Origin of the sequence: Bacillus thuringiensis (genome assembly GCF_022095615.2) — a bacterium.
Classification (GTDB): Bacteria; Bacillota; Bacilli; order Bacillales; family Bacillaceae_G; genus Bacillus_A; species Bacillus_A cereus_AG.
Genome location: NZ_CP155559.1, coordinates 2527262 through 2551919, shown reverse-complemented (window position 1 = coordinate 2551919; position 24658 = coordinate 2527262). Strand labels below are relative to the sequence as shown.

The following is a 24658-nucleotide window of genomic DNA, read 5'->3' as shown; positions in this document are numbered from 1 at the left end:
GCTTAATATGGAAACGATTTTACAGTTTAAAAATTTGGATTATTATTATGAAAGTAATGGGAAAAATGTAGCGATACTAGATAATGTTAATTTTTCTTTTCAAAAAGGGCATTTCTATACGATTTTAGGGCCATCTGGATCTGGTAAAACCACAACTCTAAGCTTAGGTTGTGGACTAGATGTCCCCAAAAATGGTTATGTACTGTATAATGGCAAGGATATTAGAAAAATTGGTTTGGATCGATATCGTAATCAATATGTATCTGTCATTTTCCAGTCTTATAACTTGATTACCTATATGACTGCTCTTCAAAATGTCTTAACCGCAATGGAAATTACAGGTGTTAAAGTACAAAATAAAACGGCAAGGGCTTTAGAATTATTAAAGAAGGTAGGGCTTACAGAAGTAGAAGCGAAACGTAATGTTCTGCAACTAAGTGGCGGACAACAACAGCGTGTAGCAATTGCTCGAGCGTTATCTTGTAATGTTGATTTACTAATTGCTGATGAGCCGACAGGAAACCTTGACGAAGAAACGGCAATGGATATTATAGAACTGTTTCAAGAACTTGCACATAAAGAGAATAAATGTATTATTGTTGTGACGCATTCACAGGAAGTTGCTAAAAAATCAGATCGTGCAGTCTATTTAAATAAGAAAAAGTTGGTCGTAAATGAAATCTAATATAAACATCGTAGTTTTCCAATTCACATAATTTTCAAAAACAACTTCTTTCAAAAGCTTATATTTGATTTATAATAAAATCAAGCCATAATCAAAATGGTCTCCCTGTATTGAATGTTAAGATAGTTTGTTGTTCCTTTTTTAACAATATTTGAAAAAGAACTTGTAGAATATTCTACAGGTTCTTTTTGTTATAATTGGTTACCTATATCATTGATGAATTACATATAAAAAACGGGACAGTACCTAGATATATGATCTAAATACTGTTCCGTTTTACTGTGTATCTGTATAGTTATTGCAGAATTAAACCTACAATCATAATTAAACTAAATACTATCATCCAACCAAACGCACAATAGCCAAAAATTCTAATCCATTTAGGTAATTGATTCATGTTAATTTTATTTGTGGGAACTCCTTGCATAGACAACATCATTTTTTGATCTCTATCCCTATTATTTTGTTGTTCATACATAACATCATCACCTTTCTAGAACTATTGTGTTTATAGTATATCTGCCTGAAGAAATTATGTACAGAATAGAAGGAACTACCTTACATCTAATGTGAAAGATTTTATAAATAAAGAAGTTTAATTGTCCATGTCTCTAAGCGCTAACTATTTGGAATAAAGAAGTAATGTATCAGTTATACTATGTAATATTTCTTCATTACAAAATATGGTGGTAAGTATGACTAAGCAAACAATTACTTTATTTCAAGTTTCTATGATACTCATTGGCAGTATTGGGATAATTAATCATGTCATTATGATTCCTATGTTATTAGATACATCAGGTAGAGATTCATGGATTTCTATCATATTAGTAAGTATCCTATACTTGCTTTGGATTTCAATAATATTCATCATTTATAAAAACATAAAAAATGAACATTTGTTTTTATGGCTAAAAAATAATTTCGGGAAATTCAGTGTATATCCAATCGTATTCATAGTTGCACTTTATTTAATAACAATTGGTGTTGTTGCACTAAAAGAAACATTAACCTTTTTCTCTTTTTATTTACCAGAAACACCTCACTTTGTCTTAGGAATACTTTTTTCAATGATTTGTCTTTATAATGCTACAAGAGGAATTCAATCTATTGCACTTACAACAGGTGTTTTGTTGCCTATTGTATTTTTACTTGGTTTTTTTGTAATGTTTGCAAATGCACCACATAAAGATTATTCTTTACTTCAGCCAATGATGGAAAATGGAATGAAGCCAGTATTTAAAGGGATGATTTATCCTGCAGCAGGATTTCTAGAGTTAATTTTTATTCTTTTTTTACAACATCATATTTGTTCAAAAGTAAAATTATATCAATTGATTGCTTTGGGTATTGTTATTATTGGTATCACAATAGGACCAGTTATGGCAGCTATAATAGAATTTGGTCCTTTCGTAGCAGCAAATCAACGATATCCAGCATTTGAAGAATGGAGACTTGTGTCAATTGGAAGGTATATTGAAAATTTAGACTTTCTCTCCGTGTATCAGTGGCTTGTAGGAATCTTTATTCGTCTATCACTTGTTATTTTTCTTATTCCAGATTTGTTATCAATTACAAATCGGAAAACAAGAAATGGGGTTATGTTTGCAACACTTTCATGTATTTTATTAATAAGTATACTACCCATCAGTGACTCTAGTTTCTATTGGTTTGTATCTCAAATTGTTTTGCCAGTTTCAGCATTAGGATTATTTTTGTTTTCTATATTACTAATAGTGTTTGTATGGGTTGTTAAATTTAAAAAAAGCTCTTGAAAGAGTATGAGAATATATTTTACATAAGGTTGCTGAGTTTGAAGGAGACAACGTAGATGAACAAACGAGTAGAATTAAACGAGAAGGTAATACTAGAGTGGTTTGAAGCATGCAACGATGTAAAAATAATAAAGCGTGAATTGGATGAGGAAGAAAAAACGAGGTCAGTATTGTTTTTGTATTGTCAAACCTTAATTGACAATACAAAATTAAAACAAGCCACATCGTCTCAGGTTTGCAAAGGGCTTTTAAGTAATAGTATCGGTAGAAATTTAACCTTTCATCATTAATTCCCCAGTTATCAGTAAAGAAATTAGATATAGTAAATTCGAATGAAACTATCTCTCAGATTATTTTTGAAGGTAACCTCCTCATTATTTTTGAAGAATTTAAACAAGGATATATAATTGATATTTCTCAAATACCTACAAGATCAGTTGAACAAACAAATACAGAGATGACCATTCGTGGTGGGCGTGATGGATTTGTTGAAGAATTAAATATAAATATAGGATTAATTAGAAAAAGACTAAAAACGAGTTCTCTTAGTTATGAAGAATTTATTATTGGCGAAAGAACACAAACTAAAGTAGCCCTCTTGTATTTAAAAGATATTGCATCCCGAGATATCATTAATCAAGTTCGATTAAAATTAAGGCAAATTAAAATAGATGGGATTGTTTCAAGTGCACAGATTGAAGAATTAATTACAAACAATCAATTTAGTGTATTTCCTTTAGTTGAATATACAGGACGTCCTGATTATGCTGTGAATTGTTTGTTGTATGGGCGTTTTATTTTATTAGTCGAAGGGTCACCGACAGCCACTATTGCTCCAGTTACATTTCCTTTTTTTGTGAATACATCTGAAGATCAAGATTTTTTCTATATATTCGGTAGCTTTGTACGGCTTGTAAGTCTTTTGGGGATAGCAATTTCTATATTTCTTCCAGGAATTTGGATAGCATTAATTACATATCATCCAGATCAGATTCCCTATACGTTGTTAGCTACATTAAGCTTATCAAGAGAAGGGATTCCTTTTCCTGCTCCTTTAGAAGGGCTAATAATGATGACCTTATTTGAAGTTTTGAGGCAAGCAGGATTGCGTGTTCCTGCGGTATTTGGTCAAACATTATCTGTGGTAGGGGGATTGATTATTGGACAAGCCGCCATTAGTGCTGGAATTGTTTCAGCATCTATGGTCATTATAATAGCAATTTCAGTTGTTTCGACATTTGCCTTAACTAATCAGTCAGTCACAGGAATAATAAGTATATTACGATATACAGTATTCGTAGTTTCTTCTTTATTAGGCATAGTAGGATTTATCTTTTGTGTCCTTGTAATGGTGATACATGTAGTAAATTTACGCTCTTTTGGAGTTCCATTCTTTACACCATATTCACCCCCTGTATTTAAAAGTATGCTAGCAGCCACATTTAGAATTCCTTTTACGTATATGAAAAAAAGACCTAAAGAGTTGCATACGCAAGATAATACAAGGAAAAGAGAGAGTACCAATGAAGAAAAATAAAAGAATAGTGATATTTCTTTTTATAATGTGTACGTTTCTAACAGGGTGTTGGGATCAAAGAGAATTGCATCATGTTTTATATATAAATAGTCTAGGTATCGATTTTAAAGATAATAATTATATCATCCGTCCGCAATTTATTAATTTTTCTAACATAGCTAAACAAGAAGGGAGTACTACCCGTAATTATAGCCAGGCTTATATTGGAAAGGGAAAAGGACCCATTTTAGATGAGGCAGCATTTGATTTTTATAAAGGTGCTCAACAAGAAATTTCATGGGAGCACCTCAAAACAATTGTTGTAACGGAAAGATTTCTAAAACATGGTGACCTAAATCAATTTAATGATTTTTTCTCTCGTTTTTTTCAATTTCGAGATACAATGTGGGTATTTGGGACTAAGGAACCTTTAGAAAATATATTAGCGAACAATAATATTTTAAATATTTCTCAATTATATACAATCATTAATTTACCACAAGAGATAACTAAGCAATATACAATAATAGATCCTTTACCTTTATATAAATTCCAGAGAAATTATTATGAACCGGGGATGACAACGCGCATTCCATTCTTAGCTACGACTAAAACATATTGGAAAAAAGGACATACATCATTTCCGATGTTAAAATTTAGTGGTTATGGTTTTATAAGTGATGAATCCTATATAAATGATTTAAACAGCCATGATATTGCTGGGATTCGCTGGACGGATGAAAATACGAAACGAGCTCCATTACTATTAAAATTTAATGAGAAAATTATTGGACATATAGTATTGAAAAATCCGAAGATAGATACAAAACATTTTGTGAAAAATGGAAAGTTGCGCATGCTTATGAACATCCATTTCGATGCTGATATTTTTCAATTAATAAACTCTATGCCTGTAAATGATATTAAGAAAATTGCAGAGAACCAAGTTGAGAAAGAAGTAAAAAAAACGTACCGAAAAGGAATTGAAAGAGGGATTGACACGTATCAGTTATCACATTCCTTATATCGGCAAAATTATAAATTATGGAAAAAACACACAAAAAAAGGGGGGATATCCCTTCAAAATAAAGAATTAGATTTAAATGTCTCGATTAATATAGCTACAAACGGAAAGTCTAAAAATTCGCGCAATATGATTGAGCAGTAGAATGGTTGAAGGTGAGAGGAAACGTATAATATTAACTCTAAATAGGAGATTTGAACGTGAAAGACCACTCCGATGTGGCGGGATGAGGGTTCGATTAGATTAGAAGGAGGCTTTTGCCTCCTTCGTTTCCTAAAAACACGCTTACACTTCTTGGCGTTTAGATACGTACAAATCTTTCAACCTATATGTGCCATAAAATAGGCACAGTTTAAACTCATTCCTTTGATTTATTCGTTACTTGTAAAGAATCTAACACTATTTTAGTTGCATCTGCAATAAGTTTATCATCATATTTCGCATCCTCTTCAGCATGATTAGAAAGTATCGTAAGAATAATCGGTTTTTTATTTGGTGGCCAAATGATCGCGATATCATTTCGAGTTCCATAAGAGCCAGAGCCGGTTTTATCGGCTACTTCCCATTCTTTTGGAACCCCAGCACGAATTAAGTTGTCCCCCGTAGTATTTCTTTTCATCAAATCTATTAAAAAATCCCTTTTCTCAATTGGAAGGATATCACCTAGCGCGTAAGTTTGAAGACTAGTAGCTAATGCCTTTGGGCTACTAGTATCACGAGTGTCTCCTGGCTGCACTTCGTTTAATTCTGGTTCAAAACGTTCAGGATTTGTAACCGTATCTCCTATTTCTCTCAGTGATTTTTTGAATTCACTGGGCCCACCTAATTGTTTAAGAATAAGATTTAGCGCAGTATTATCACTATATCGAATGGAAGCATCTGCAAGCTCCTTCAGAGTCATACCTGAATCTACATATTTTTCTGTAATTGGATTGTAATTAACAAGATCTTTGCTAGTATACTTAATTCTTTGATTTAAATCTTCTATTGAGTTCTTTTGTAACAGTACTCCCACAGCAAGGGCTTTGTGAGTAGATGCGTATGCAAACCGTTCATCTGAACGATAAGTAACAGTTTGATTCGTACCTGTGTTCAATGCATAAATACCAAGTTTAGCATCATATTCTTTTTCCAGATTTACAAAAGAATGATTACTTGTATTTTCTTGTTTTGTTTGTTTCGGTGGTTCGGATTGAATATTACTATTGGAACAACCTATAAGCGTTGCACATGAAAGTAATACTACAGGTAGCATCTTTTTATAATGTGCGATGTGAAAAAATCCCCTTGAAACTATCATACATTTTCAACCTCTTTCAAGAATATATGGATTTTGTTTAGGTATTTTACATACCGATATAATTAACAAATGTACTGGATAGCATTCATTTTGTATTTCTTACATTACAAAATGAGTGAACTACCAACAATACCTTTTTATAGGTAATAGACAATCTAAGTAACACATTTGTTCCATAATACAAAAGAAGAGCAAGTTCAGGCTGCGAAGAGTGCCTATGATGATTGTATATTAGAGAAACGTAAACGAAGATATCGTTTCATTTTTCCGTTCGCTCCTTATCCACGATCGCCATTTAGAAAATAGCATACGTCATAAAACGAAAAGCTAGTCTAATAGTTCCTAATAAGTTTATACTTACTACAAAAAACAAACAAACTCGTCCCACTAAGAGGGGAGTTTGTTTGTTTTTTGTTTTGATAATGGAATTTTCATACAAAATTCCACGCTATGTTCCGTATTTTTTATAGAATATTTTATATCTAGTGTTTCAAGAATTTGTTTAACAATATATAACCCCAAACCACTTCCTCCAGTATTTCGATTCCTTGATTTTTCAATTCGATAAAATGGTTTGAAAATTTGTTGTATATCTTCATTTTTAATATTGACACCTGTATTTATAATTTGCATTTTGAATTGACCTTGTTTAGTATCCTCACTTAATTTTATATAGACCTTTTCATTATGTGGTGAATACATAACCGCATTATGGATAATATTTTTACATGCTTTTTCAAAAAGAACACGATCTGTATAAATAGAAAAGTCAGAGTCAATTTCTTTTATTATTTGGATGCTTTTTTGAGAAGCGAAAAATTCGAGATCTTTTGTGATTGTACCTAATGACTTTGAAAGATTAACTTCTTCTATTTTTAGTTTGAAAGTGTGTTGTTCTAACTTAGACATGCTTAAAATTTCACGAACTAATTGTTCCATACTTTCAATAATTTGATGATTTTTCTTTAAATATTGATCACGATTTTGATAAGGGCCAATATTGTATATCATCCCTTCTAAGTACCCTTTCATTACAGTAAGAGGGGACTTTAATTCATGTGCTACAATCGCAAAAAACTCTCTGCGTTTTGTTTCTATTTCTCTTTCTTTTTCAATATCATTTTTTAATTGTTCATTTGCTTTTTTTAAATCGAACATAGCTTGTTGTAAGTTAATAGACATGTCGTTCAAACTATTAGATAACTCTCCTAACTCATCTGTAGAGCGAACCTCAATTTTTTCGGAGAAATCTAAATTTGCCATCTTTTGTGCACCCTCATTAATATAAATAAGTGGCTTTGTAATAAACCTGGAATAGAAATAAGCACTCCCTATACCAATAACGAGCACAATGATACTAATATAGGGGAGAAAGCGCACTAATACCTGCGAAGCCTCATCAATCGGTTGAAATGTTGCGAACACTACAAGGGTTAAACTACCATCTTGGAATTGAATTGGTTCCGTAACGTTATATGAATTACTAATGGTACCTGCATTCTCAAATCGTGTGGCTTTAGTAACTACTGTCGTTTGTGTACCACTTTGAATAAAAGAAAATGAAGGCGAGTAAATAATTACTCCTTCTTTATTTTGAAGCGAAAGCATCGCATTATTTTTTTTTGCGTATTCATCAAAAAGTGGGATAGCATCTTGAAACGTAAGATCTTTAGATTTATCAATTATTTCTTTTATCCCTGTTTGAAGTTGATCTGTTTTGTATTGTTCATAAAACGTAGGGAGAAAGAAGTATAGAGTTAAATAAATCAATACTGCAAAGGATAACAAAATGAGAGATGTAGTCATAAAGAGTTTATAAGTTATTTGCTTCATCTTCATGATTTTTAAAATTTTATTCATCAACTTTATAACCAATACCCTTTATTGTTTTAATGTAGGGGATAGCTAGTTTTTTACGAAGGTTTTTAATATGTGTATCAATTATTCGTGTTTCTCCAAAATAATCGTATCCCCAAACTTTTTCTACGATATTTTCTCTTGTAAGTACTTTTCTCTCATTTTGAAATAGTAGTTGTAGAATTTCAAACTCTTTTGTCGTTAACAAAACTTCAACGTCATTTACATATACTCTATAAGCATCAACATCAATGCGCACTTCTTTAAATATTAAATGATTATTGCCATTTTTATCATAACTTCTTCTAAGTACAGCTTCGACTCGTCTAATCAAAACATGAAATGAAAAGGGTTTTGTTATATAATCATCGATCCCAAGATCGAATCCTTTCATTTGATCTTCCTCTTCTTCCAACGCAGTTAGCATAATGATTGGTACGTTTGACTGGCTTCGAATCATTTTAGAAACTTCAAACCCATTAAGATTAGGCATCATGACATCTAGAAGAATTAAATCAAATGATTGCTTATTAAATTGTGTCATACCCTCTAGGCCATCTGAAGCGACTACCACTGTATACTGTTGTGTCATTAAAAATTGTTTAATTAATTCCTGGATTTCTTGATCGTCCTCTACCACGAGAATATGATAGTTTTTCATAATATCACCTCTGATAGTCATTATAGCCATACTATCTGGAGTTTATGTGGAGATACAGTAGGAAACTTCATAGGATGTTTAACGTATTAGCTCCATTTACTTTGTTATGGAGAAATAATTGTATGCTTGAAAAAACTTATCGTATAAAAAGCTGAACGATCAATATTTACGAAAAGCTAATGTATAATAATGTGAAATATATATAGTTTCTTAAACTATGTGAAAATATACTTTTGCTTCTTTACCAGAAGAGGGAAAAGGGTTTCAATATAGAAGAAGTTACCGTAACACTAGAGTATGTGCCACAAACTTTGGATTTTTTGTCTAGTTTCTGTTTAATTTTTAATCACTACATAACAGTGCTCTTGCTAAACCAAAAGTTTAAAGGTACGAACTTGGAGAGATGTACATAATACTAGAAAGGTTGTGAAATGATTTGAGGGGTTATAAAGCTATGCTGTTTGATTTAGATGACACGTTACTTGATAGGGATAAGGCAGTAGATAAATTGTTTTTATTTGTTTTAGAGAAGTGTTATGGGGATGTTAATGATGTAGTTAAAAACAATATGTTACAGAAATTCAAAGAATATGATAAAAGGGAATACGGCACGAGTGATAAAACAATAGTTTTAGAATCATTGTTTGATGAATTTCCGCCGAAGTATAGATTGCCACGCAATTATATCCAAGATTTTTGGAATAATAATTTCCCTAAATGTTTTTCAGTAGACAAAAATACTATTCATTTCTTACATCATATAAAGAAGCACTTTGAAGTTGGAATTATAACAAATGGCTCAACTCAGAGGCAAAGGGCTAAAATAATTAACACGAATTTAAACGATTACTTTGATACGATCATTATTTCTGAAGAAGTAGGATTTAGCAAACCGGATAAACGTATATTTGAACTAGCATTAAATAAGCTTAATGTGCAACCAAAAGATGTATTATTTATTGGAGATGACTTAGAAAAGGATATTGCTGGTCCTCAAAATGCAAATATAAAAGGTGTGTGGTTTAACCCTCAGAAAATCAAGAATACTACCAAAATACAACCATATGCCGAGATTAACACTTTGGATAGTTTGTTAAGTTATGTTACGCCACAATATTTTTATAACAAGTAAAATCGATTTCATATATATTCAAAAATTTCATTGACCGTATTAGAAAGATGAAAATTTATATTTACAATAAAAAAAGATGCAATTTTAATAGCTGCGGCTAATTTAATCTATGATTAATATGAAGTTTTGTAAAATAATTTTACTCATACCGTGTACATTATAAAGGGGTGGGACTATGGAAATAAAAAAAGTAGTAATCGATGGAATCAATATTGCGGTCATTAGAAATGATAAGGTATTAATATCCGATGTTCAATCTGCATTAGATACTATGGCAACAGTTCAATATGAGGTAGATGCGAAACATATTATTATCCATAAATCTTTAATAAGTGAAGATTTCTTTGATCTAAAAACATGTCTGGCGGGCGATATCCTTCAAAAGTTTATAAACTACAAGGTAAAGATTGCTATCATTGGAGATTTCTCTATGTATACTAGTAAAAGCTTAAAAGATTTTATTTATGAATGTAATAAAGGGAAAGACATTTTTTATTTACCAACTGAACAACAAGCAATTGAAAAACTAAGTACATTAAAGTAATAATTATATTCTGCTAAATTCCCCCATTTCACTTAGTTCATGATTATATACGATATAGAAGAACTGATGTTTGTGGTAAACTAAGAAATGAATAAAGGGGGAGTTTTTTTGAACAATTTTAATGATACGATCCGAAATTTAAACAATATAGTTTACAAACCAAATAATTTAATGATTACGAATCTAAAAGAAGAAAAGCAAAACGCAGAATATGCAGGATGTTTGTTTCACTTAAATAGCAAGACTATCCGTTTTAGAGTATCAAAAATTACTCCTAATAAAATTGGGCAATTTGTTTCTTTTTGGGAGAAAGATGATAATATGCAAAATCAAGCATTTTCTTATGACGCTGCTCCTGACTTATTAGTTATCACTTGTATAGATGATAATAAACTAGGACAATTTATCTTCCCTAAAGAGATTCTTCTTAAGGAAAAAATCTTGAGAACACAAAATCAAAAAGGCAAGATGGCTATGAGGATTTATCCGATCTGGGAAACCCCTGTTAGCAACCAAGCTAAAAAGAGCCAAATGTGGCAGCTTCAGTATTTTGTTGATTTAAGCGATCATAATAATTTACCCATAGACAAACTATTAAATTTGTATTCGTAGCTTCTTATCTTAAGTAATCTTGTGGGCTAGACTTTTTGTACCGGTACAGTTAAACGAAATGTACATTGTTTCAGTACCCCATCAAATTTACAATCAGCATATACTATTTTAACTTATACATGTTAAGGGGTGCTGACTATGACAAGTCTACAACATAAGCTTTTTACAAGATTGAATCTTGCAGAGCGTACTGAAGTAAAGTTTGAAGAATTAAATACAATTCTCTTTGCATTTGCACACACTATACCATTTGAGAATTTAGATGTTATATCACGTAATACGAATGCAATTACTATGGAAAATTTACAAGATAAAATTTTAACTAGATACCGCGGCGGACTTTGTTATGAATTAAATACTCTTTTTTACTACTTTTTACAAGATTGTGGTTATGATGTACAACTCGCATTAGGTACCGTATATAAAAATGATATAAACACATGGGCACTTGAGGATGGACATATAACGATTATTCTAAATTATGATAACGTACGATACGTAATTGATGTAGGTATTGCTTCATTAGTACCTCTAGTCCCTGTACCTTTTACTGGTGAGTCTATTTCTTCTAAAAATGGTACGTATCGAGTGAGACGAAAAGATACGAGTAAAGGGAATTACGTTTTAGAAAGAATAGATGCTGATGGAGAATGGAAAGTTTGTCATGCTTTTTATAATCGTATCATTGATGAGGCAGTAGTGAATGAGGTTCAAAGAAGAGTAATAGAAGATGAGAAATCTATTTTCAATAAAGGACCAATTGCAGTCAAATTGTCGGACTCTGGCCATGTCTCTATAACAAATACTAGTTTAACTGAAATGATTCACGGTGAAAAAGCGAAACGTGAAATTACAGAAGAGCAATATAGAGAGCTTTTAAATACTTTATTTGCTATTGAGTTGTGATGAAACAAATAGTCGGTTCTTATTTAGAATCGGCTATTTTATTAATTTTGATTTAAAAATTTTTCTTCTAATATGCTTTTTGAATGTATAAATTTTATGTTAGAGGTGATGAAATTGTAGAGGATTAATAAATAGGAATGCAATTTTGAATAGAGGGAAACACAGTGATATTGACTGGGCTTAAAATTGAGTCTAGTCTCTTTTTTATATTTAGAAAATAATAAAGAAATAGTAGAAGCTAATGAAGTGACATTTTAATTTGAAAACAACTATTAAAGTTTGATTTTCTTAATAGATATAATACACTAGAACAGTATGAAAAAGTATAAACAATGAATTTTGAATGTAAAGGAAGATTTTTATGTCAATTATTGATAAATTGAAACTTAATAAGTATACAAATATGGTCGTAATTAATGAACCTAGTGATTATGCTATTTTTACAGGGAAAGAAACTGCATTTTCAAAAGCACACGATGCCATTTTTGTTTTTGTAGAAACACTTGATGAAATGGTGAAACAAACGAATTATATTATTAGTAATGAAGAATTACTAACTGAAAAAGGCTACATATTCTTCGCATATCCGAAAAAAGGTAATTCTCGTTACAGTACGTTTATTCACCGTGATGAGATGTTTCCTGCATTAAGCGTTGGCGAAGATGGGTATGTAGGACAGAGTGATATTAAATTTGCACGAATGGTTAGTATGGACGACGTCTTTACTGTTGTAGGTTTAAAGCGTGAAAAGAAAAAAGAGAAGAAAACGCCTGCTATGAGTCAATGTGTTGCAGATTATGCAGATCGTATTCAAGATGTTGAAGCACTATTGGCGAATCATCCAAATGAACTTAAGTTTTATCAAAATTTAACACCTGGATATCAAAAAGATTGGGCACGTAATTTATTTTCTGTAAAACAAGAAAAAACACGTGATAAACGTCTGGAGAAAATGATTGAGATCCTTTCACAAGGTTATAAAACAATCGAATTATTCCGTAAGAAGAAAAAATAATGGTTAGGAACGTCACAATGATGCAACAATTAATTACATTGAGCACATTGAAAAAAGAACAAACTTCAGTATACTAAAGTTTGTTCTTATATATAAATAACTAGCAAAAGAGAAAAGGTGTTTGAAATGAAATCGTATATTGTAGTTGGAGCTGGAATTTTAGGAGCGTCTACTGCTTATCATCTTGCTAAAGCAGGTGCGAATGTTATTATCGTTGATCGCCAACAATTAGGTCAAGCAACTGATGCAGCAGCAGGTATTGTATGTCCTTGGCTTTCACAGCGTCGTAATAAAGCGTGGTATAAAATCGTTAAAGGCGGTGCATGTTACTATTCTTCGTTAATCCAACAATTAGAAGAAGACGGTGAAACGGATACAGGTTACAACCGTGTAGGTGCAATTAGTTTACATACTGACGAGAAAAAACTAGATCAAATGGAAGAACGAGCTTATAAACGACGTGAAGATGCACCAGAGATTGGTGAAATCACTCGCTTATCAGCTGAAGAAACGAAAAAATTATTCCCAGCATTATCAGAAGAATATAGTTCTGTTCACATTAGTGGTGCTGCACGAGTAAATGGAAGATCATTACGTAACGCATTAATAAGTGCTGCGAAAAAACATGGTGCTACTTTTATAAAAGGAGATGCTGTATTAGTTCGTGAAGGTAATCGTATTACCGGAGTTACAGTAAACGATGAAACAATTGTAGCAGAAAAGGTAATTGTAACTGCAGGCGCATGGGCAAATGAAATCTTGAATCCATTAGGAATTAATTTCTTAGTTACATTCCAAAAAGGACAAATTGTTCACCTGCAAATTGAAAATACAGCAACAGAAAATATGCCAGTTGTTATGCCGCCAAACGATCAATACATTTTAACATTTGACAATGGTCACGTCGTAATTGGTGCAACACATGAGAATGACATTGGTTTTGATCACCGTGTAACAGCAGGTGGTTTGCATGAAGTATTCCATAAAGCATTAACAGTTGCGCCAGGTTTAGAAGATAGTACTATGCTTGAAACGAGAGTTGGATTTAGACCATTTACTCCAGGATTCTTACCTGTTATCGGACCACTACCTAACTTTGAAGGCATTCTCGTTGCAAACGGATTAGGTGCTTCTGGTTTAACTGCTGGTCCATATTTAGGAGCAGAACTTGCTAAATTAGCACTTGGCCAAACAATTGAATTAGATTTAAACGATTATGACGTTGCTGGTGCAATTGAATAACAAAAAAAGATTAGGATTCACTCCTAGTCTTTTTTATTTATAGCTAATTTTCTTAGTTAATACTTTAATTGTTTTAATAACCTTTTGTTTAATTCCCACAATGCTGTTTTGTTACTATCCCATTTCAAAAGCATTATTGCTTGCTCAAAGCATAACCATTTATAATTGAGGTGTTCTTTGGATAAGGAAATATTTTTTGTAGGAACTTTAACTCCAAAAGAAAATTCTTTTATTACATAAACATCTTCTCCCCAAAGAAATCCTCCAACTACATCCTCTACTGGTAGTGAAGACACAGAATCTAATTTTATATAGGGATATTCTCTTAAAATACCAGCCTCTTCAAACGCTTCTCGTTTTGCTGATTCAATAGGAGACTCACTATCTTCTCCACCACCAGCAATTCCTTGCCAATAACCATAATCACTTCGGTTAAAAATAGCGTATTGAATAGAATCTTCAATTATTATATAAGGAAATATCAATGCTTGATAGGGCGCTCTCATTGTATAACCCTCCCGAAAAAAAGCTTTAAATAAATATGAATAAAGAGCCGACATCACTATTCTACATTAATAATGCAGGGTTTTTTATGTCGGCTCTTTATTTTTAAAGAACAAATTTATTGTTCATAGACATGTTTACTCATAACGGGGAAAAACTGCTTTTTCTTGTCGGAGTTTGCTAAACGTGTTTTTTCTCCGAAATGCTGTCGATTTCCCTTATAGTTAATTGTTATATGGAGTGGGGGTTCTTTTGAATAAAAACACAACTGATAAAATTAAGATTACAGCCTTTAAACTGCCCCAATACGGATAAACAGCATCTGTTAAACTAGCATATTGAAAGATATTTTCTAAACCGAAAATCCCTATCAGGACTGCCAAAAGAAATGAAGCTGATCCATACGTTCCATTACGATAGAGGGTAAATAAGTATATTGCACATATAAGTGGTACGAAGATTTGTAGTAAGATTGCCATGAATTGTCCCCCTAATTTATATTTTATACTTATATTATATCAAAAAATGTAATAAAAAGGAATGTAAGTTAATTTACGCTAAATAGTAAACGGACTTGCACGAACAGAGATATCACGCTTTCATGTCTATAGTTTTGATACTAATTGAACTACTCTAATCATATTCTTCTATTAAAAAGAATAAAAAGGGGTGTACAGTGAATTGACAAAAGTTAAGGTTCGTTTACGGCCCATCGTTCATAACTTAAATTTACCTACTGTAATAAAAACAGCCATTCTTCCAGGCGAATCGACTGAAAGGCTATTTATTGCAACCCAATTAGGAGAGATTTTCTACATAGGAGATGGAGTCATAAAAACATTTTTAAATATTCGTCATCTGATAATTACATTAGGCACATCTGAAGAAGGTGTTTCTAGTAGTGGCTATGATGAGCGGGGATTGCTAGGATTTGCGTTTCATCCACAATTTTATCAAAACGGTTTATTTTATCTTCATTATTCAGTAGCTGGAACCCAAGGTCCAGGTGCGCTTTCTGAACAATTTAAACCGAATCCTTGTGACCTGAAAACTTTAAACTTACAGTGGCTAAATAGAGATACTCAATATGATCATATTGATACAATTGAAGAATGGATTTTACACGCAAACGCTCAACCTCAAAAACGTAGAACATTACTCCATATAAAACGTCCATTTTTTAATCATAATGGAGTAAATACTTTAAATTTTTCTCCAGAGACAGGAAAACTTGTTTTTACAAATGGAGATGGCGGTTCAGGCTATGATCCATTTAATTTAAGCCAAGATGATTTAGAAATAGCTGGTAAAATAATTGAAATCGATGTAAGTAGAAATACGTCCATAAACAATCCTCCAGTAGTTACACGCTTTAATGAACTTCCTTTATCTATACAAGAAACACTTACTGTAATGGCAAAAGGCGTTCGTAATATTACAGGTATTTCATTTCAAAGGTTTTATAATCAATATATCAAATATGCCGGAAATGTCGGACAGGATATTGTAGAGTCTATTTTTTCTTTTGTTCAATATAAACCAATACCAGTTACCGAACTTGTTCAAAGCCATTTAATGAGAGATACTCCCGATCAATATGGATTTATTAATTTTGGTTGGAGAGGATGGGAAGGAGAATTACCTACTTCTTTTATAAGGCACTGTTCTGAGAATCCTACTTTAGATGAGAGAACAATGGCTTATTATAATGAAACTATAGAAACATCAGTGAATCGCATACAACCTCTAATTAGTTATTTTCATAAAGATTCCAGACCAGATAAATTTGGAGGAACTTCACTTACAGGAGTCCAGCCATATATGGGAACTACAATACCTAGTTTAACGGGTAGTATCGTGTTTACTGATCTTGCTAAGAAAGAGGAATCTCAGTCTCCGGTAAAGGGTGCATTAGCTTATTCTAAAGCTCGTATAGATGGGACACGTAATGATTTTCAAGTTATTGAAACTCATTATGATTTTGGTGAGCAAGCAGCTTATTTTATGAGTTTAGGAACAAACTTAGATCAAACTAAATTATATTTAGGGGTGTATGGTTCTATGAAAGTAACTGACTTTAACAAAGGTACTATTTTTGAAATCGTTCCTTAATATGATGTACGCTCTCAAATTTATTCTTAATACAATAATCTATTGTATAGTAATGGATTCCTTGAAGAAGGTAACAAATAAACAAAAAGCGTATGAATAAAAATAGAAAGTGATAAATTATATATCTTTAGGGGGATTTTGATGAATCACTTTAGAAACTATTGGTATCAACCGATGATTACGCATGATACGGATTTTGTTCACAAAAGTAAGATGACTCCGGCAAAGAGGTTAGTCATTACAGCATTACTCGGTTCACTTGCTGCTATTTTTCAATCTGCGGGGAACTTAATCCCTGGTATCGGGTTATTTATTAGTCCTTTTGCGACGTTACCGATTTTTCTAGCTATTTGTTATTCTATTCGTGCGGGACTACTTTCTTATATTCTTACTATCCTCCTATTATTTATTATTGAGCCAAGTGAATTAATTGTCTTTCCTTTTACTACAGGTTTATTAGGTATAGCGCTAGGGGTTTCTTTTATACAATTCAAGAGGAGGATTTTGATTGTTTCCTTTTCAGCAATATGTCTACTTCTAGGTATTATGATTGTACTTGATGTCTTTCGATTCCCTATATTAGGTCCTACTATTCATACAACTTTGGATATAAAAGTTATTTTATCGATATTTATACTGAGCTTTCTATATTGTTGGATCTATGCAGGCCTGTGTAGAATAATATTGAATAGAGTATATAAAGCATGGTCATAACAATTTCTCATATATTTTCAAAGATTGGAGATTTAAGTCGTGTATAACGTTAAAATTAGAAGGCCAAATTCAGATGATTTAGATGAACTAAATTTATTTTTTCGTCTTGTTATTACTCATACATTTAAAAATGAAGGGTTATCACAATTATTGGATGACATAGAAAATGAAATACATACGAAAAATCAATATTTGAAAAACGATTTGGAGAGTAATGGAGAAAGTCGTTACTTTTTATTAGCGATTGATACAAGTAACGATAAAATCATTGGAACAATTGAAATCGGTCCAGCAAGTACATTGATTCATAGTTGCACAGGTGGTGTTCTTAAAGATTTATATGAAATAGGAACCGTATTTGTACTACCTGAATATCAACGAAAGGGTATAGGAAATGTATTACTAAACGCAATGTATATTACATTACTTAGCAGAGGAATAACAGAATACTGTTTAGATAGTGGATATAAAAAAGCGCAAAGTATATGGACGAAGAAGTTTGGAGAACCTAGTTATGTACTGAAGGAGTATTGGGGAGAATCAAGTGATCATATGATTTGGAAGAAGAGTTTACATGATACACCTATAATATTTGAATTATAAAATGAAATATGCCTCTGAACGTAGCTTTTCTTACATTTGTATGCTATTATTTATCTTTATAATAAAAGAGGACGTGAATGAACTTGATTAAAATTAATATTCCTGAAGCTGATGTTTCAATTACTGAACGTAAACAAGTTATTAAAGGAGACGAGCCAATAATTACTCCAATTAACGGTTTTATCGATTTCCACTTGTTCCCTAGAGATAAAGGCGGCATTTTTATGTTTTACAATATTAATGACGAACTTCTTTTCGTTGGTAAAGCTCGTAAAATTAGACAACGTATTAAAAAGCATTTTGAAGACAATGTTTCACCAATTAAAAATCACCGTGATGAAGTATACCGCATTGATGCATGTATCGTAGAAGATCCAACAGAAAGAGAAATTTACGAAACATACATTATTAATGAATATAAAGCAAAATATAACGTTGATAAAGTGTTCTATAAATAAGTAACAAAAAAACAATCCTAGCACATATACTGGGATTGTTTTTTTGTGTTTCATTCCTCGTTTCTTTCTCCTTTTTTAAAATGATTAGCAGCAATTAAACAGAAAAGCCCTATAAATAAAATTATAATTCCAAGCGTTTTATGTTTTCCTTCAAAAAAAGGAATATCTGAAATAACATTTGTCATACATAACCCTATAAACACAAGGATAGGCCCTGCCCACAGTAATACATTACCCAATTTCGTATGTTGCCACATAGTAACCCTCCTTACTCCTTTTTACATATATATCCATGAAATAGAAGTAAATTCATAGAGAAAAATAGTTTTTTTCATATCGAAAATTGAACCTTCATATATTGGTACAAGCAAACGAGAAAGGGGACCATCATGAATTGGTTAGAAGCTTTTATATTAGGGATCATACAAGGTTTAACAGAGTTTTTACCGATTAGTAGTACAGGACATCTTTATTTAGGAAGACATTTGTTTCAATTAGATGAAGCTGGATTGTTTTTAGATACGATGCTGCATATCGGGACTTTACTTGCAGTGTTTATTTATTACAAAAAAGAATTTATATACTTAATTAAAAATCCATTTTCGAAACTAATGCTACTACTTATTGTTGGGACGATACCCGCAGTTGTAATCGGATTGTTATTTAAAGACTTCTTTGAGGATATTTCAAAAACAGGTATTACGATTGGATGGGAGTTTTTAGTGACAGGTTTCTTTCTCTACATGGCCGATAAACAAAAAAATGGTCGTAAAAAAATGGATGACATTACATATAAAGATGCGTTTATCATCGGTTCATTTCAAGCGGCTGCTATTTTTCCGGCAATTTCCCGTTCCGGTATGACAATCGTCGCTGCATTATGGAGGAAGCTAGACCGTGAAACGGCTGCTTACTTTTCTTTTTTATTATCAACTCCAGCCATTGTCGGAGCTATCATTTTGCAATTAGCAGATGTTTATCAAGGGAAAGCAGAATCTATTTCCAGTACATCTTTAATTGTCGGCACGTTATCAGCAGCGTTTTTTGGTTACATAGCTGTTTCGTGGATGATTCAATATTTAAAACGTCACTCCCTAAAAGTTTTCGCGTATTACGTATGGGGGGTAGGTATTTTAATTTTAACATTGCAATTTACTCATGTGTTTTAATTTCGTAATTCTTCGTTTAGATCCTGTTTCATTCATACAAAGCAGGATCTTTTTTCATTAAGGAGGAAACTATGTTTAATAAGGCTATCGTTATTGGCGGAAGTATAGCAGGAAAGCTCGCAGCAAAAGCATTATCAACTACTTTTAAAGAAGTAATCATTATAGAAGCTGGTGAAAGATGGGATGGAAAGGCTTCGAGAAAAAGAGTTCCGCAAAGTAGTCATCCTCATGTGTTATTAAAAGGTGGAGAAAAAGCAATTGAGGAATTGTTTCCTGCTATCACTAATGAACTAATTGAAGCAGGTAGTATCGTAAATAACTTTACTCGTGATATAAAATGGCATCAATTTGGTTTATGGAAACAGCAATTCATAGGAAAAGTACATATGATTCAACAAAGTAGGTTTTTGCTTGAATGGCATATCCAAAAAAGAATTGATGATATTTCAAATGTTACCACTAAATATAGAACATTGGTTGAAGGGTTATTAGTAGATAGAAAACTCAACAAAGTATGTGGAGTAAAAGTTAAATGTTTAGAAACTAGCTCGCAAGAAGAAATCCAAGCAGATTTTGTCGTTGATGCGAGTGGATTTGGTTCAAAAAGTATAGCGTGGTTACGCGAACACAATATCGAAGTGCAAGAAGAGAAAGTGCGTATTGATTTATTTTACGCAACTAGAATGTTTAAACTCAAAGAAAATGAGAAATTTGACTGTTGTAATATGCTAATGTCTCCAAGTTTTCCTGGAAATCCGTATGGTGTTCTTATTCAAACAATCGAGGATCATCGTTATTTTGTTACTTTCAGCGGGTATGCAAATGAGAAAGCACCACAAACTGATGAAGATTTTTATAATTTTGCTGAAAACCTATCAATCTCTAATGTTACAGATTTTCTAAATAAAGCAGAAGCCATTTCAGATATCAAAACGTACAAAATTCCTTATCAAGTACGTCGGCGATTTGATTTAGTGAATGATCTACCCGAAAGACTGTTAGTAGTTGGGGATGCACATTGTCGTTTTGATCCTGTATTCGGGCAAGGTGTTTCAGTTGCTGCTATGGAAGCTCACCAATTACATTTGCTTTTACAACGGAGACAAAAACTTGATAAAGCATTTACTCAGCAGTTTTATAAAAGGACTGCTCATATCATACAAACTCCTTGGGAAATGACTACAACGGAAATATCACGTCATCCTCAGCTAAAAAGAGAATTATCGATAAAGCAAAAATTTCAGCTATGGTATACGAAACAAATATATCAACTATCTGCAACTGATTCTGACGTTTATATTCGATTAGTAAGAGTGATGAATTTAATTCGCAGTCCATTACACCTATTTCATCCGAAAGTGCTACTCGCTGTGTTACTGAAGCGAATGAAATAGCAGGAAAATAGTTGATTAAAAAAGAATATATAACAGTTAGTAGATATAGAAGGAGTAAGCGAGATGAAAATATACATAGAACAATTAAAGAAACACGATGCTAAAGATTTATTTACGTTTGAACTTACGAATAAATCTTTTTTTGAAACAATGGTACCAAATCGTGGATCGCAATATTTCAATTTTGAATATTTCCAAAAGCTACTAGACGATTTATTAATAGAACAAGCGGATGGAGATTCTTATTTTTATTTAATTCGTAATGAAGAAAATGAAATTGTAGGACGAATAAATTTAGTAGATATAGATACGGAAAATCGAAGCAGTTCGTTAGGTTATCGAGTCGGAGAAAAGTTTACTAAAAAAGGAGTTGCAACAGCAGCTGTAAAATTAGTTTTAGATGTGGCGAAAAATAATGAAATTAATGAGGTTCTTGCTAAAACAACTACTAATAATCTCGCATCACAAATTGTACTAGAAAAAAGCGGATTTTCTTATCAAAACGAAGCAGATACAAATTCTGTAGAATTAAACGGGGAACATGTGAAGTTTGTACATTATATATGGAGAAATACTTCGCGCTTATAATAAGGGGGACTTATACATGAATGATTTACGTTATCCAATTGGCCAATTTACATACAAACGTCCTATAACTGAAGATATGATTGATACATGGATTCAAGAAATTGAAGATTTACCTAATGAACTAACAAAGGCAATTAAAGATTTAGATCAGAAGCAGTTAGACACACCATATCGAGTTGGTGGATGGACAGTTCGTCAAGTAGTCCATCACGTTGTTGATAGCCATATGAACAGCTACATACGCTTTAAATTAGCACTAACAGAAAAGAATCCAACGATTAAACCATATAAAGAAGAGAAGTGGGCAGAACTACCTGATTCTAAATTACCAGTAGATGTTTCACTAGTAATGTTAGATTCATTACATAAAAGATGGGCTAACCTTTTATATTCTCTAGAACTTGAAGATCTAGAAAAGACATTTAACCATCCAGATACTGGCGAAACAAAACTTGCTCCTGCAATAGGACTATATGCATGGCACGGACGTCATCATACAGCTCATATAACTTCATTAAGAAATCGACTAAATTGGTAACATGGAGATCACTTTAGAGAAGGCGACAACAAATGATGCAGCAGCTGTATTTCAAATACAAATAGACTCATTTAGCCCTTTATTAAATAAATATAAAGACTATGAAACAAACCCAGCAAATGAATCTATTGAAAAAACCATTTTAAGGATAAAGAATCCTAGTAATACCTTTTATAAGATTATATTTGATTCGAACCTTGTTGGAGCGATATGCATATCCAAAAAAGAAATACCTAATAAATTTTGGATTAGTCCAATGTTCATTCATCCAATCTATCAAGGGAAAGGAATCGCTCAGAAGGTACTTATTTTAATTGAAGAGAAGTATCCAGAAGCACGGACTTTTGAACTTGCTACGATTTTAGAAGAAGAAAAAAATTGTTTTCTATACGAAAAAATGGGGTATAAAAGAACAGAAGTAATAAAGAAATTAAATGATAAAACTACACTTGTTTTTTACAAAAAAGAAAGGTAAAGCATTTGAAATACGCTTTACCTTTTTATGTTATTTTAGATTAAATATACAAAAATAATGTATTTTCTTCCAAAATACTCGGGTTAGTAATTTCTAAAATGAATAAAAATACAATAACCCACTACTTTGTCGTATATGTCACTAACGCTTTTTGAATGCTTAAAATACTATCGTCACCTTTAAATTCTTTCGTAATTGGATCCTCCATACTAGACACCCAAATTTTAAGTTCTGCATCTAAATCAAAATGCCCTGCCGTTTCGATGCTATATTGTGTAATACTTTTATAAGGAATAGAATGGTATTCTGTTTTTTTTCCAGTTACTCCTTGTTTATCTACTAAAATAAGACGACGATTGGTAAATACGATTAGATCACGAATTAATTTATAAGCATGCTCTACTTTTTCATCGTCTAGCATAATCTTCTCTAAATCACGTTCTACACTTTCAGAACTCGTATTTGATGCATTTCCTAAAATACCGCTAAATAAACCCATATTAAATTCCTCCTTTAATATATGTGGAACGAATTACTTATATTGTAACATGTTACTCACAAAGATATTATGACATTACTTTAGTAGTTTCTGGTTATTTCTGCAATTCATTTATATTATCTAGTCTTAAAATCTTGTGCTAATATGTAATTAAGAAAAAAGAAGCAGAGGGATATAGCATGAAGAATATCGGTTTAGTATTAGAAGGTGGAGGAATGAAAGGTTTGTATACTGCAGGCGTACTCGAATATTTTATGGAAAAGAACTTATTCTTTCCTTATGTAGTCGGCGTATCGGCGGGAGCTTGTATGGGAGCAACTTATTTATCACGTCAAAAAGGGAGAAATAAAAAAGTAAATACAGAGCTAGTAGCAGATCACCGTTATATATCTTATCGAAATTTGATTCGAAAACGTGAATTATTCGGAATGGATTTTTTATTTGATGAAGTACCTAATAAAATTGTACCATTTGATTTTCAAACTTTCTTAAACTCAAATGAACAGTTTGTCATAGGGACGACTGATTGCGAATCAGGACAGGCTATTTATTATAATAAAACAGAACACAGAAATGATATTTTAAAAATCATTCGTGCCTCAAGTTCTGTACCGTTTATAGCACCTGCTGTAGAATACGATAATCGAAAATTGCTAGATGGAGGAATTATAGATCCTATACCGGTTTTAAAAGCTCAAGCTGATGGTTACCAAAAGAACGTTGTAATTATGACAAAGCCAGAAGGATACGAAAAGCAGCGGAATAAATTTTCTGGACTGGCTAAAATTCTATATAGAAAATATCCGAATATCGCAGAATCTTTAGTAGAACATTATCGTTTTTATAATGAGACGATATCTTATATGAATCATTTAGAACAAAAAGATAACTTTTATGTCATTCAACCAAGTGTACAACTTCCTATAAGCGGTATAGAGAGAAATAAAGAAAAGCTCGTTAATTTATATAATCTTGGCTATACAGATGCTCAATATCATTATGAAAACTTATTAAATTGGATAGGGAAATAAAGGGGTGGAAAATTGCAGCGAGATTTAAAAACTAAATTTACCGAAGATGACTGTATAAACGCTGATTTTAATCATTATCGGATGCATACAGCAGGCACTTTAAGCTCTGTACTAAATGGAAACGAACAAAACATTACGTTTCAGCAAATAAAATGGTTAAGGAAATCGTTTTTTGAATGGTTTCCGCAATATCGTTCTATAGAAACAGAAATTGTGAAGTATTCCGTTTTGTATAGAGATTTCATGAATTATGAGAAAACCCGAAAACATTACTATATTATCTTACTGAATAAAAATAAAAACG

26 protein-coding genes and 3 pseudogenes are annotated in these 24658 nt (G+C 32.0%); 21 read left to right on the top strand and 8 right to left on the bottom strand.

Features of this window, described 5'->3' with window-relative positions; translation table 11 throughout:
* Positions 1-7 precede the first annotated feature (7 nt).
* Positions 8-685 (top strand): ABC transporter ATP-binding protein, encoded by a 678-nt coding sequence (locus KZZ19_RS13180; protein WP_088096563.1) that lies wholly within the window; start codon positions 8-10, stop codon positions 683-685.
* 295 nt (positions 686-980) lie between these two features.
* Here the strand turns inward: KZZ19_RS13180 and KZZ19_RS13175 are convergent, their stop codons facing one another.
* Complete coding sequence (locus tag KZZ19_RS13175) at positions 981-1163, bottom strand: hypothetical protein (RefSeq protein WP_088096562.1); 183 nt, start codon at positions 1161-1163, stop codon at positions 981-983.
* Positions 1164-1380: 217 nt separating this feature from the next.
* On the opposite strand from KZZ19_RS13175, the gene KZZ19_RS13170 reads away from it, so the two are divergent.
* From KZZ19_RS13170 to KZZ19_RS13160, 3 genes and pseudogenes are all read left to right on the top strand, one after another.
* The gene (locus KZZ19_RS13170; protein WP_237980390.1) at positions 1381-2460 is read left to right on the top strand and encodes an endospore germination permease; all 1080 of its coding nucleotides are present in this window, start codon (positions 1381-1383) and stop codon (positions 2458-2460) included.
* 56 nt (positions 2461-2516) lie between these two features.
* A pseudogene (locus KZZ19_RS13165) lies at positions 2517-3997 on the top strand (spore germination protein).
* A complete protein-coding gene (locus KZZ19_RS13160) occupies positions 3984-5144 on the top strand; it encodes a Ger(x)C family spore germination protein (RefSeq protein WP_237980394.1) in 1161 nt (386 codons plus the stop codon). The pseudogene KZZ19_RS13165 and the gene KZZ19_RS13160 overlap by 14 nt, the downstream one beginning before the upstream one ends.
* Positions 5145-5358: 214 nt before the next feature.
* Here KZZ19_RS13160 and bla read toward each other — a convergent pair whose 3' ends face one another.
* From bla to KZZ19_RS13145, 3 genes are all read right to left on the bottom strand, one after another.
* Positions 5359-6300 (bottom strand): class A beta-lactamase, encoded by a 942-nt coding sequence (bla, locus tag KZZ19_RS13155; RefSeq protein ID WP_237980395.1) that lies wholly within the window; start codon positions 6298-6300, stop codon positions 5359-5361.
* 387 nt (positions 6301-6687) lie between these two features.
* Positions 6688-8160 (bottom strand): sensor histidine kinase, encoded by a 1473-nt coding sequence (locus KZZ19_RS13150; protein ID WP_237980397.1) that lies wholly within the window; start codon positions 8158-8160, stop codon positions 6688-6690.
* A complete protein-coding gene (locus KZZ19_RS13145) occupies positions 8153-8818 on the bottom strand; it encodes a response regulator transcription factor (RefSeq protein ID WP_088096559.1) in 666 nt (221 codons plus the stop codon). Before KZZ19_RS13145 ends, KZZ19_RS13150 begins: the two co-directional genes overlap by 8 nt.
* Positions 8819-9272: 454 nt before the next feature.
* Between KZZ19_RS13145 and KZZ19_RS13140 the strand changes: the two genes are divergently transcribed.
* The 6 genes from KZZ19_RS13140 to KZZ19_RS13115 all read left to right on the top strand — a co-directional run bounded on the left by KZZ19_RS13140 (position 9273) and on the right by KZZ19_RS13115 (position 14269).
* Positions 9273-9950, top strand: coding sequence for an HAD family hydrolase (locus KZZ19_RS13140; RefSeq protein WP_237980399.1), 678 nt, complete (start codon positions 9273-9275; stop codon positions 9948-9950).
* Between the two features lie 175 nt (positions 9951-10125).
* Positions 10126-10494 (top strand): DUF4180 domain-containing protein, encoded by a 369-nt coding sequence (locus KZZ19_RS13135; protein WP_088096557.1) that lies wholly within the window; start codon positions 10126-10128, stop codon positions 10492-10494.
* A gap of 87 nt (positions 10495-10581) precedes the next feature.
* Complete coding sequence (locus KZZ19_RS13130) at positions 10582-11106, top strand: MepB family protein (protein WP_088096556.1); 525 nt, start codon at positions 10582-10584, stop codon at positions 11104-11106.
* Between the two features lie 138 nt (positions 11107-11244).
* A complete protein-coding gene (locus KZZ19_RS13125; RefSeq protein ID WP_237980400.1) occupies positions 11245-12012 on the top strand; it encodes an arylamine N-acetyltransferase family protein in 768 nt (255 codons plus the stop codon).
* Positions 12013-12373: 361 nt separating this feature from the next.
* Positions 12374-13027 (top strand): YdeI/OmpD-associated family protein, encoded by a 654-nt coding sequence (locus KZZ19_RS13120; RefSeq protein WP_237980402.1) that lies wholly within the window; start codon positions 12374-12376, stop codon positions 13025-13027.
* A 126-nt stretch (positions 13028-13153) separates the two neighbouring features.
* Entirely contained in the window at positions 13154-14269 is a 1116-nt protein-coding gene (locus KZZ19_RS13115; protein ID WP_237980404.1) for an NAD(P)/FAD-dependent oxidoreductase, read from the top strand.
* 56 nt (positions 14270-14325) lie between these two features.
* On the opposite strand, the gene KZZ19_RS13110 is transcribed toward KZZ19_RS13115, so the two are convergent.
* Together KZZ19_RS13110 and KZZ19_RS13105 are read right to left on the bottom strand one after the other, a co-directional pair.
* Positions 14326-14775: an NUDIX hydrolase gene (locus KZZ19_RS13110; protein WP_237980406.1), complete on the bottom strand. Its 450-nt coding sequence runs from the start codon at positions 14773-14775 to the stop codon at positions 14326-14328.
* A gap of 222 nt (positions 14776-14997) precedes the next feature.
* Positions 14998-15252, bottom strand: coding sequence for a hypothetical protein (locus tag KZZ19_RS13105; RefSeq protein WP_237980407.1), 255 nt, complete (start codon positions 15250-15252; stop codon positions 14998-15000).
* Between the two features lie 202 nt (positions 15253-15454).
* On the opposite strand from KZZ19_RS13105, the gene KZZ19_RS13100 reads away from it, so the two are divergent.
* The 4 genes from KZZ19_RS13100 to KZZ19_RS13085 all read left to right on the top strand — a co-directional run bounded on the left by KZZ19_RS13100 (position 15455) and on the right by KZZ19_RS13085 (position 18660).
* Positions 15455-16885 carry a PQQ-dependent sugar dehydrogenase gene (locus tag KZZ19_RS13100; protein ID WP_237980408.1) on the top strand — a complete coding sequence of 477 codons (1431 nt, stop codon included), beginning with the start codon at positions 15455-15457 and terminating at the stop codon, positions 16883-16885.
* A gap of 141 nt (positions 16886-17026) precedes the next feature.
* The gene (locus tag KZZ19_RS13095) at positions 17027-17599 is read left to right on the top strand and encodes a hypothetical protein (protein ID WP_237980409.1); all 573 of its coding nucleotides are present in this window, start codon (positions 17027-17029) and stop codon (positions 17597-17599) included.
* A gap of 39 nt (positions 17600-17638) precedes the next feature.
* Positions 17639-18202, top strand: coding sequence for a GNAT family N-acetyltransferase (locus KZZ19_RS13090; protein ID WP_237980410.1), 564 nt, complete (start codon positions 17639-17641; stop codon positions 18200-18202).
* 77 nt (positions 18203-18279) lie between these two features.
* Positions 18280-18660 carry a nucleotide excision repair endonuclease gene (locus tag KZZ19_RS13085; RefSeq protein ID WP_001048941.1) on the top strand — a complete coding sequence of 127 codons (381 nt, stop codon included), beginning with the start codon at positions 18280-18282 and terminating at the stop codon, positions 18658-18660.
* A gap of 50 nt (positions 18661-18710) precedes the next feature.
* Here KZZ19_RS13085 and KZZ19_RS13080 read toward each other — a convergent pair whose 3' ends face one another.
* On the bottom strand, positions 18711-18917 hold the full coding sequence (locus KZZ19_RS13080; RefSeq protein ID WP_088096547.1) for a hypothetical protein: 207 nt from the start codon (positions 18915-18917) through the stop codon (positions 18711-18713).
* A gap of 132 nt (positions 18918-19049) precedes the next feature.
* Here KZZ19_RS13080 and KZZ19_RS13075 point away from each other — a divergent pair, with 132 nt between their 5' ends.
* From KZZ19_RS13075 to KZZ19_RS13055, 5 genes and pseudogenes are all read left to right on the top strand, one after another.
* Positions 19050-19829 carry an undecaprenyl-diphosphate phosphatase gene (locus KZZ19_RS13075; RefSeq protein ID WP_098342103.1) on the top strand — a complete coding sequence of 260 codons (780 nt, stop codon included), beginning with the start codon at positions 19050-19052 and terminating at the stop codon, positions 19827-19829.
* A gap of 71 nt (positions 19830-19900) precedes the next feature.
* Positions 19901-21223 carry an FAD-dependent oxidoreductase gene (locus KZZ19_RS13070; protein ID WP_237980411.1) on the top strand — a complete coding sequence of 441 codons (1323 nt, stop codon included), beginning with the start codon at positions 19901-19903 and terminating at the stop codon, positions 21221-21223.
* Positions 21224-21286: 63 nt separating this feature from the next.
* The gene (locus tag KZZ19_RS13065) at positions 21287-21811 is read left to right on the top strand and encodes a GNAT family N-acetyltransferase (protein WP_237980412.1); all 525 of its coding nucleotides are present in this window, start codon (positions 21287-21289) and stop codon (positions 21809-21811) included.
* 16 nt (positions 21812-21827) lie between these two features.
* On the top strand, positions 21828-22349 hold the full coding sequence (locus KZZ19_RS13060; RefSeq protein WP_237980413.1) for a YfiT family bacillithiol transferase: 522 nt from the start codon (positions 21828-21830) through the stop codon (positions 22347-22349).
* A 1-nt stretch (position 22350) separates the two neighbouring features.
* Positions 22351-22824: pseudogene (locus tag KZZ19_RS13055) on the top strand (GNAT family N-acetyltransferase); the annotation flags it as partial.
* Positions 22825-22945: 121 nt separating this feature from the next.
* Here the strand turns inward: KZZ19_RS13055 and KZZ19_RS13050 are convergent.
* Positions 22946-23323: a PH domain-containing protein gene (locus tag KZZ19_RS13050; RefSeq protein ID WP_000522474.1), complete on the bottom strand. Its 378-nt coding sequence runs from the start codon at positions 23321-23323 to the stop codon at positions 22946-22948.
* Positions 23324-23502: 179 nt separating this feature from the next.
* Between KZZ19_RS13050 and KZZ19_RS13045 the strand changes: the two genes are divergently transcribed.
* Positions 23503-24354: a patatin-like phospholipase family protein gene (locus KZZ19_RS13045; protein WP_237980414.1), complete on the top strand. Its 852-nt coding sequence runs from the start codon at positions 23503-23505 to the stop codon at positions 24352-24354.
* Between the two features lie 9 nt (positions 24355-24363).
* Positions 24364-24647, top strand: a pseudogene (locus KZZ19_RS13040) (YxiJ-like family protein); the annotation flags it as partial.
* Positions 24648-24658: the final 11 nt, after the last annotated feature.

Bases quoted from the DNA above. Each gene is read 5' to 3' on its own strand.
- KZZ19_RS13180 (WP_088096563.1), top strand. From the start codon at position 8: ATGGAAACGATTTTACAGTTTAAAAATTTGGATTATTATTATGAAAGT.
- KZZ19_RS13175 (WP_088096562.1), bottom strand. From the start codon at position 1,163: ATGTATGAACAACAAAATAATAGGGATAGAGATCAAAAAATGATGTTG.
- KZZ19_RS13170 (WP_237980390.1), top strand. From the start codon at position 1,381: ATGACTAAGCAAACAATTACTTTATTTCAAGTTTCTATGATACTCATT.
- KZZ19_RS13160 (WP_237980394.1), top strand. From the start codon at position 3,984: ATGAAGAAAAATAAAAGAATAGTGATATTTCTTTTTATAATGTGTACG.
- bla (WP_237980395.1), bottom strand. From the start codon at position 6,300: ATGATAGTTTCAAGGGGATTTTTTCACATCGCACATTATAAAAAGATG.
- KZZ19_RS13150 (WP_237980397.1), bottom strand. From the start codon at position 8,160: ATGAATAAAATTTTAAAAATCATGAAGATGAAGCAAATAACTTATAAA.
- KZZ19_RS13145 (WP_088096559.1), bottom strand. From the start codon at position 8,818: ATGAAAAACTATCATATTCTCGTGGTAGAGGACGATCAAGAAATCCAG.
- KZZ19_RS13140 (WP_237980399.1), top strand. From the start codon at position 9,273: ATGCTGTTTGATTTAGATGACACGTTACTTGATAGGGATAAGGCAGTA.
- KZZ19_RS13135 (WP_088096557.1), top strand. From the start codon at position 10,126: ATGGAAATAAAAAAAGTAGTAATCGATGGAATCAATATTGCGGTCATT.
- KZZ19_RS13130 (WP_088096556.1), top strand. From the start codon at position 10,582: ATGAATAAAGGGGGAGTTTTTTTGAACAATTTTAATGATACGATCCGA.
- KZZ19_RS13125 (WP_237980400.1), top strand. From the start codon at position 11,245: ATGACAAGTCTACAACATAAGCTTTTTACAAGATTGAATCTTGCAGAG.
- KZZ19_RS13120 (WP_237980402.1), top strand. From the start codon at position 12,374: ATGTCAATTATTGATAAATTGAAACTTAATAAGTATACAAATATGGTC.
- KZZ19_RS13115 (WP_237980404.1), top strand. From the start codon at position 13,154: ATGAAATCGTATATTGTAGTTGGAGCTGGAATTTTAGGAGCGTCTACT.
- KZZ19_RS13110 (WP_237980406.1), bottom strand. From the start codon at position 14,775: ATGAGAGCGCCCTATCAAGCATTGATATTTCCTTATATAATAATTGAA.
- KZZ19_RS13105 (WP_237980407.1), bottom strand. From the start codon at position 15,252: ATGGCAATCTTACTACAAATCTTCGTACCACTTATATGTGCAATATAC.
- KZZ19_RS13095 (WP_237980409.1), top strand. From the start codon at position 17,027: ATGAATCACTTTAGAAACTATTGGTATCAACCGATGATTACGCATGAT.
- KZZ19_RS13085 (WP_001048941.1), top strand. From the start codon at position 18,280: ATGAACTTGATTAAAATTAATATTCCTGAAGCTGATGTTTCAATTACT.
- KZZ19_RS13080 (WP_088096547.1), bottom strand. From the start codon at position 18,917: ATGTGGCAACATACGAAATTGGGTAATGTATTACTGTGGGCAGGGCCT.
- KZZ19_RS13075 (WP_098342103.1), top strand. From the start codon at position 19,050: ATGAATTGGTTAGAAGCTTTTATATTAGGGATCATACAAGGTTTAACA.
- KZZ19_RS13070 (WP_237980411.1), top strand. From the start codon at position 19,901: ATGTTTAATAAGGCTATCGTTATTGGCGGAAGTATAGCAGGAAAGCTC.
- KZZ19_RS13065 (WP_237980412.1), top strand. From the start codon at position 21,287: ATGAAAATATACATAGAACAATTAAAGAAACACGATGCTAAAGATTTA.
- KZZ19_RS13060 (WP_237980413.1), top strand. From the start codon at position 21,828: ATGAATGATTTACGTTATCCAATTGGCCAATTTACATACAAACGTCCT.
- KZZ19_RS13050 (WP_000522474.1), bottom strand. From the start codon at position 23,323: ATGGGTTTATTTAGCGGTATTTTAGGAAATGCATCAAATACGAGTTCT.
- KZZ19_RS13045 (WP_237980414.1), top strand. From the start codon at position 23,503: ATGAAGAATATCGGTTTAGTATTAGAAGGTGGAGGAATGAAAGGTTTG.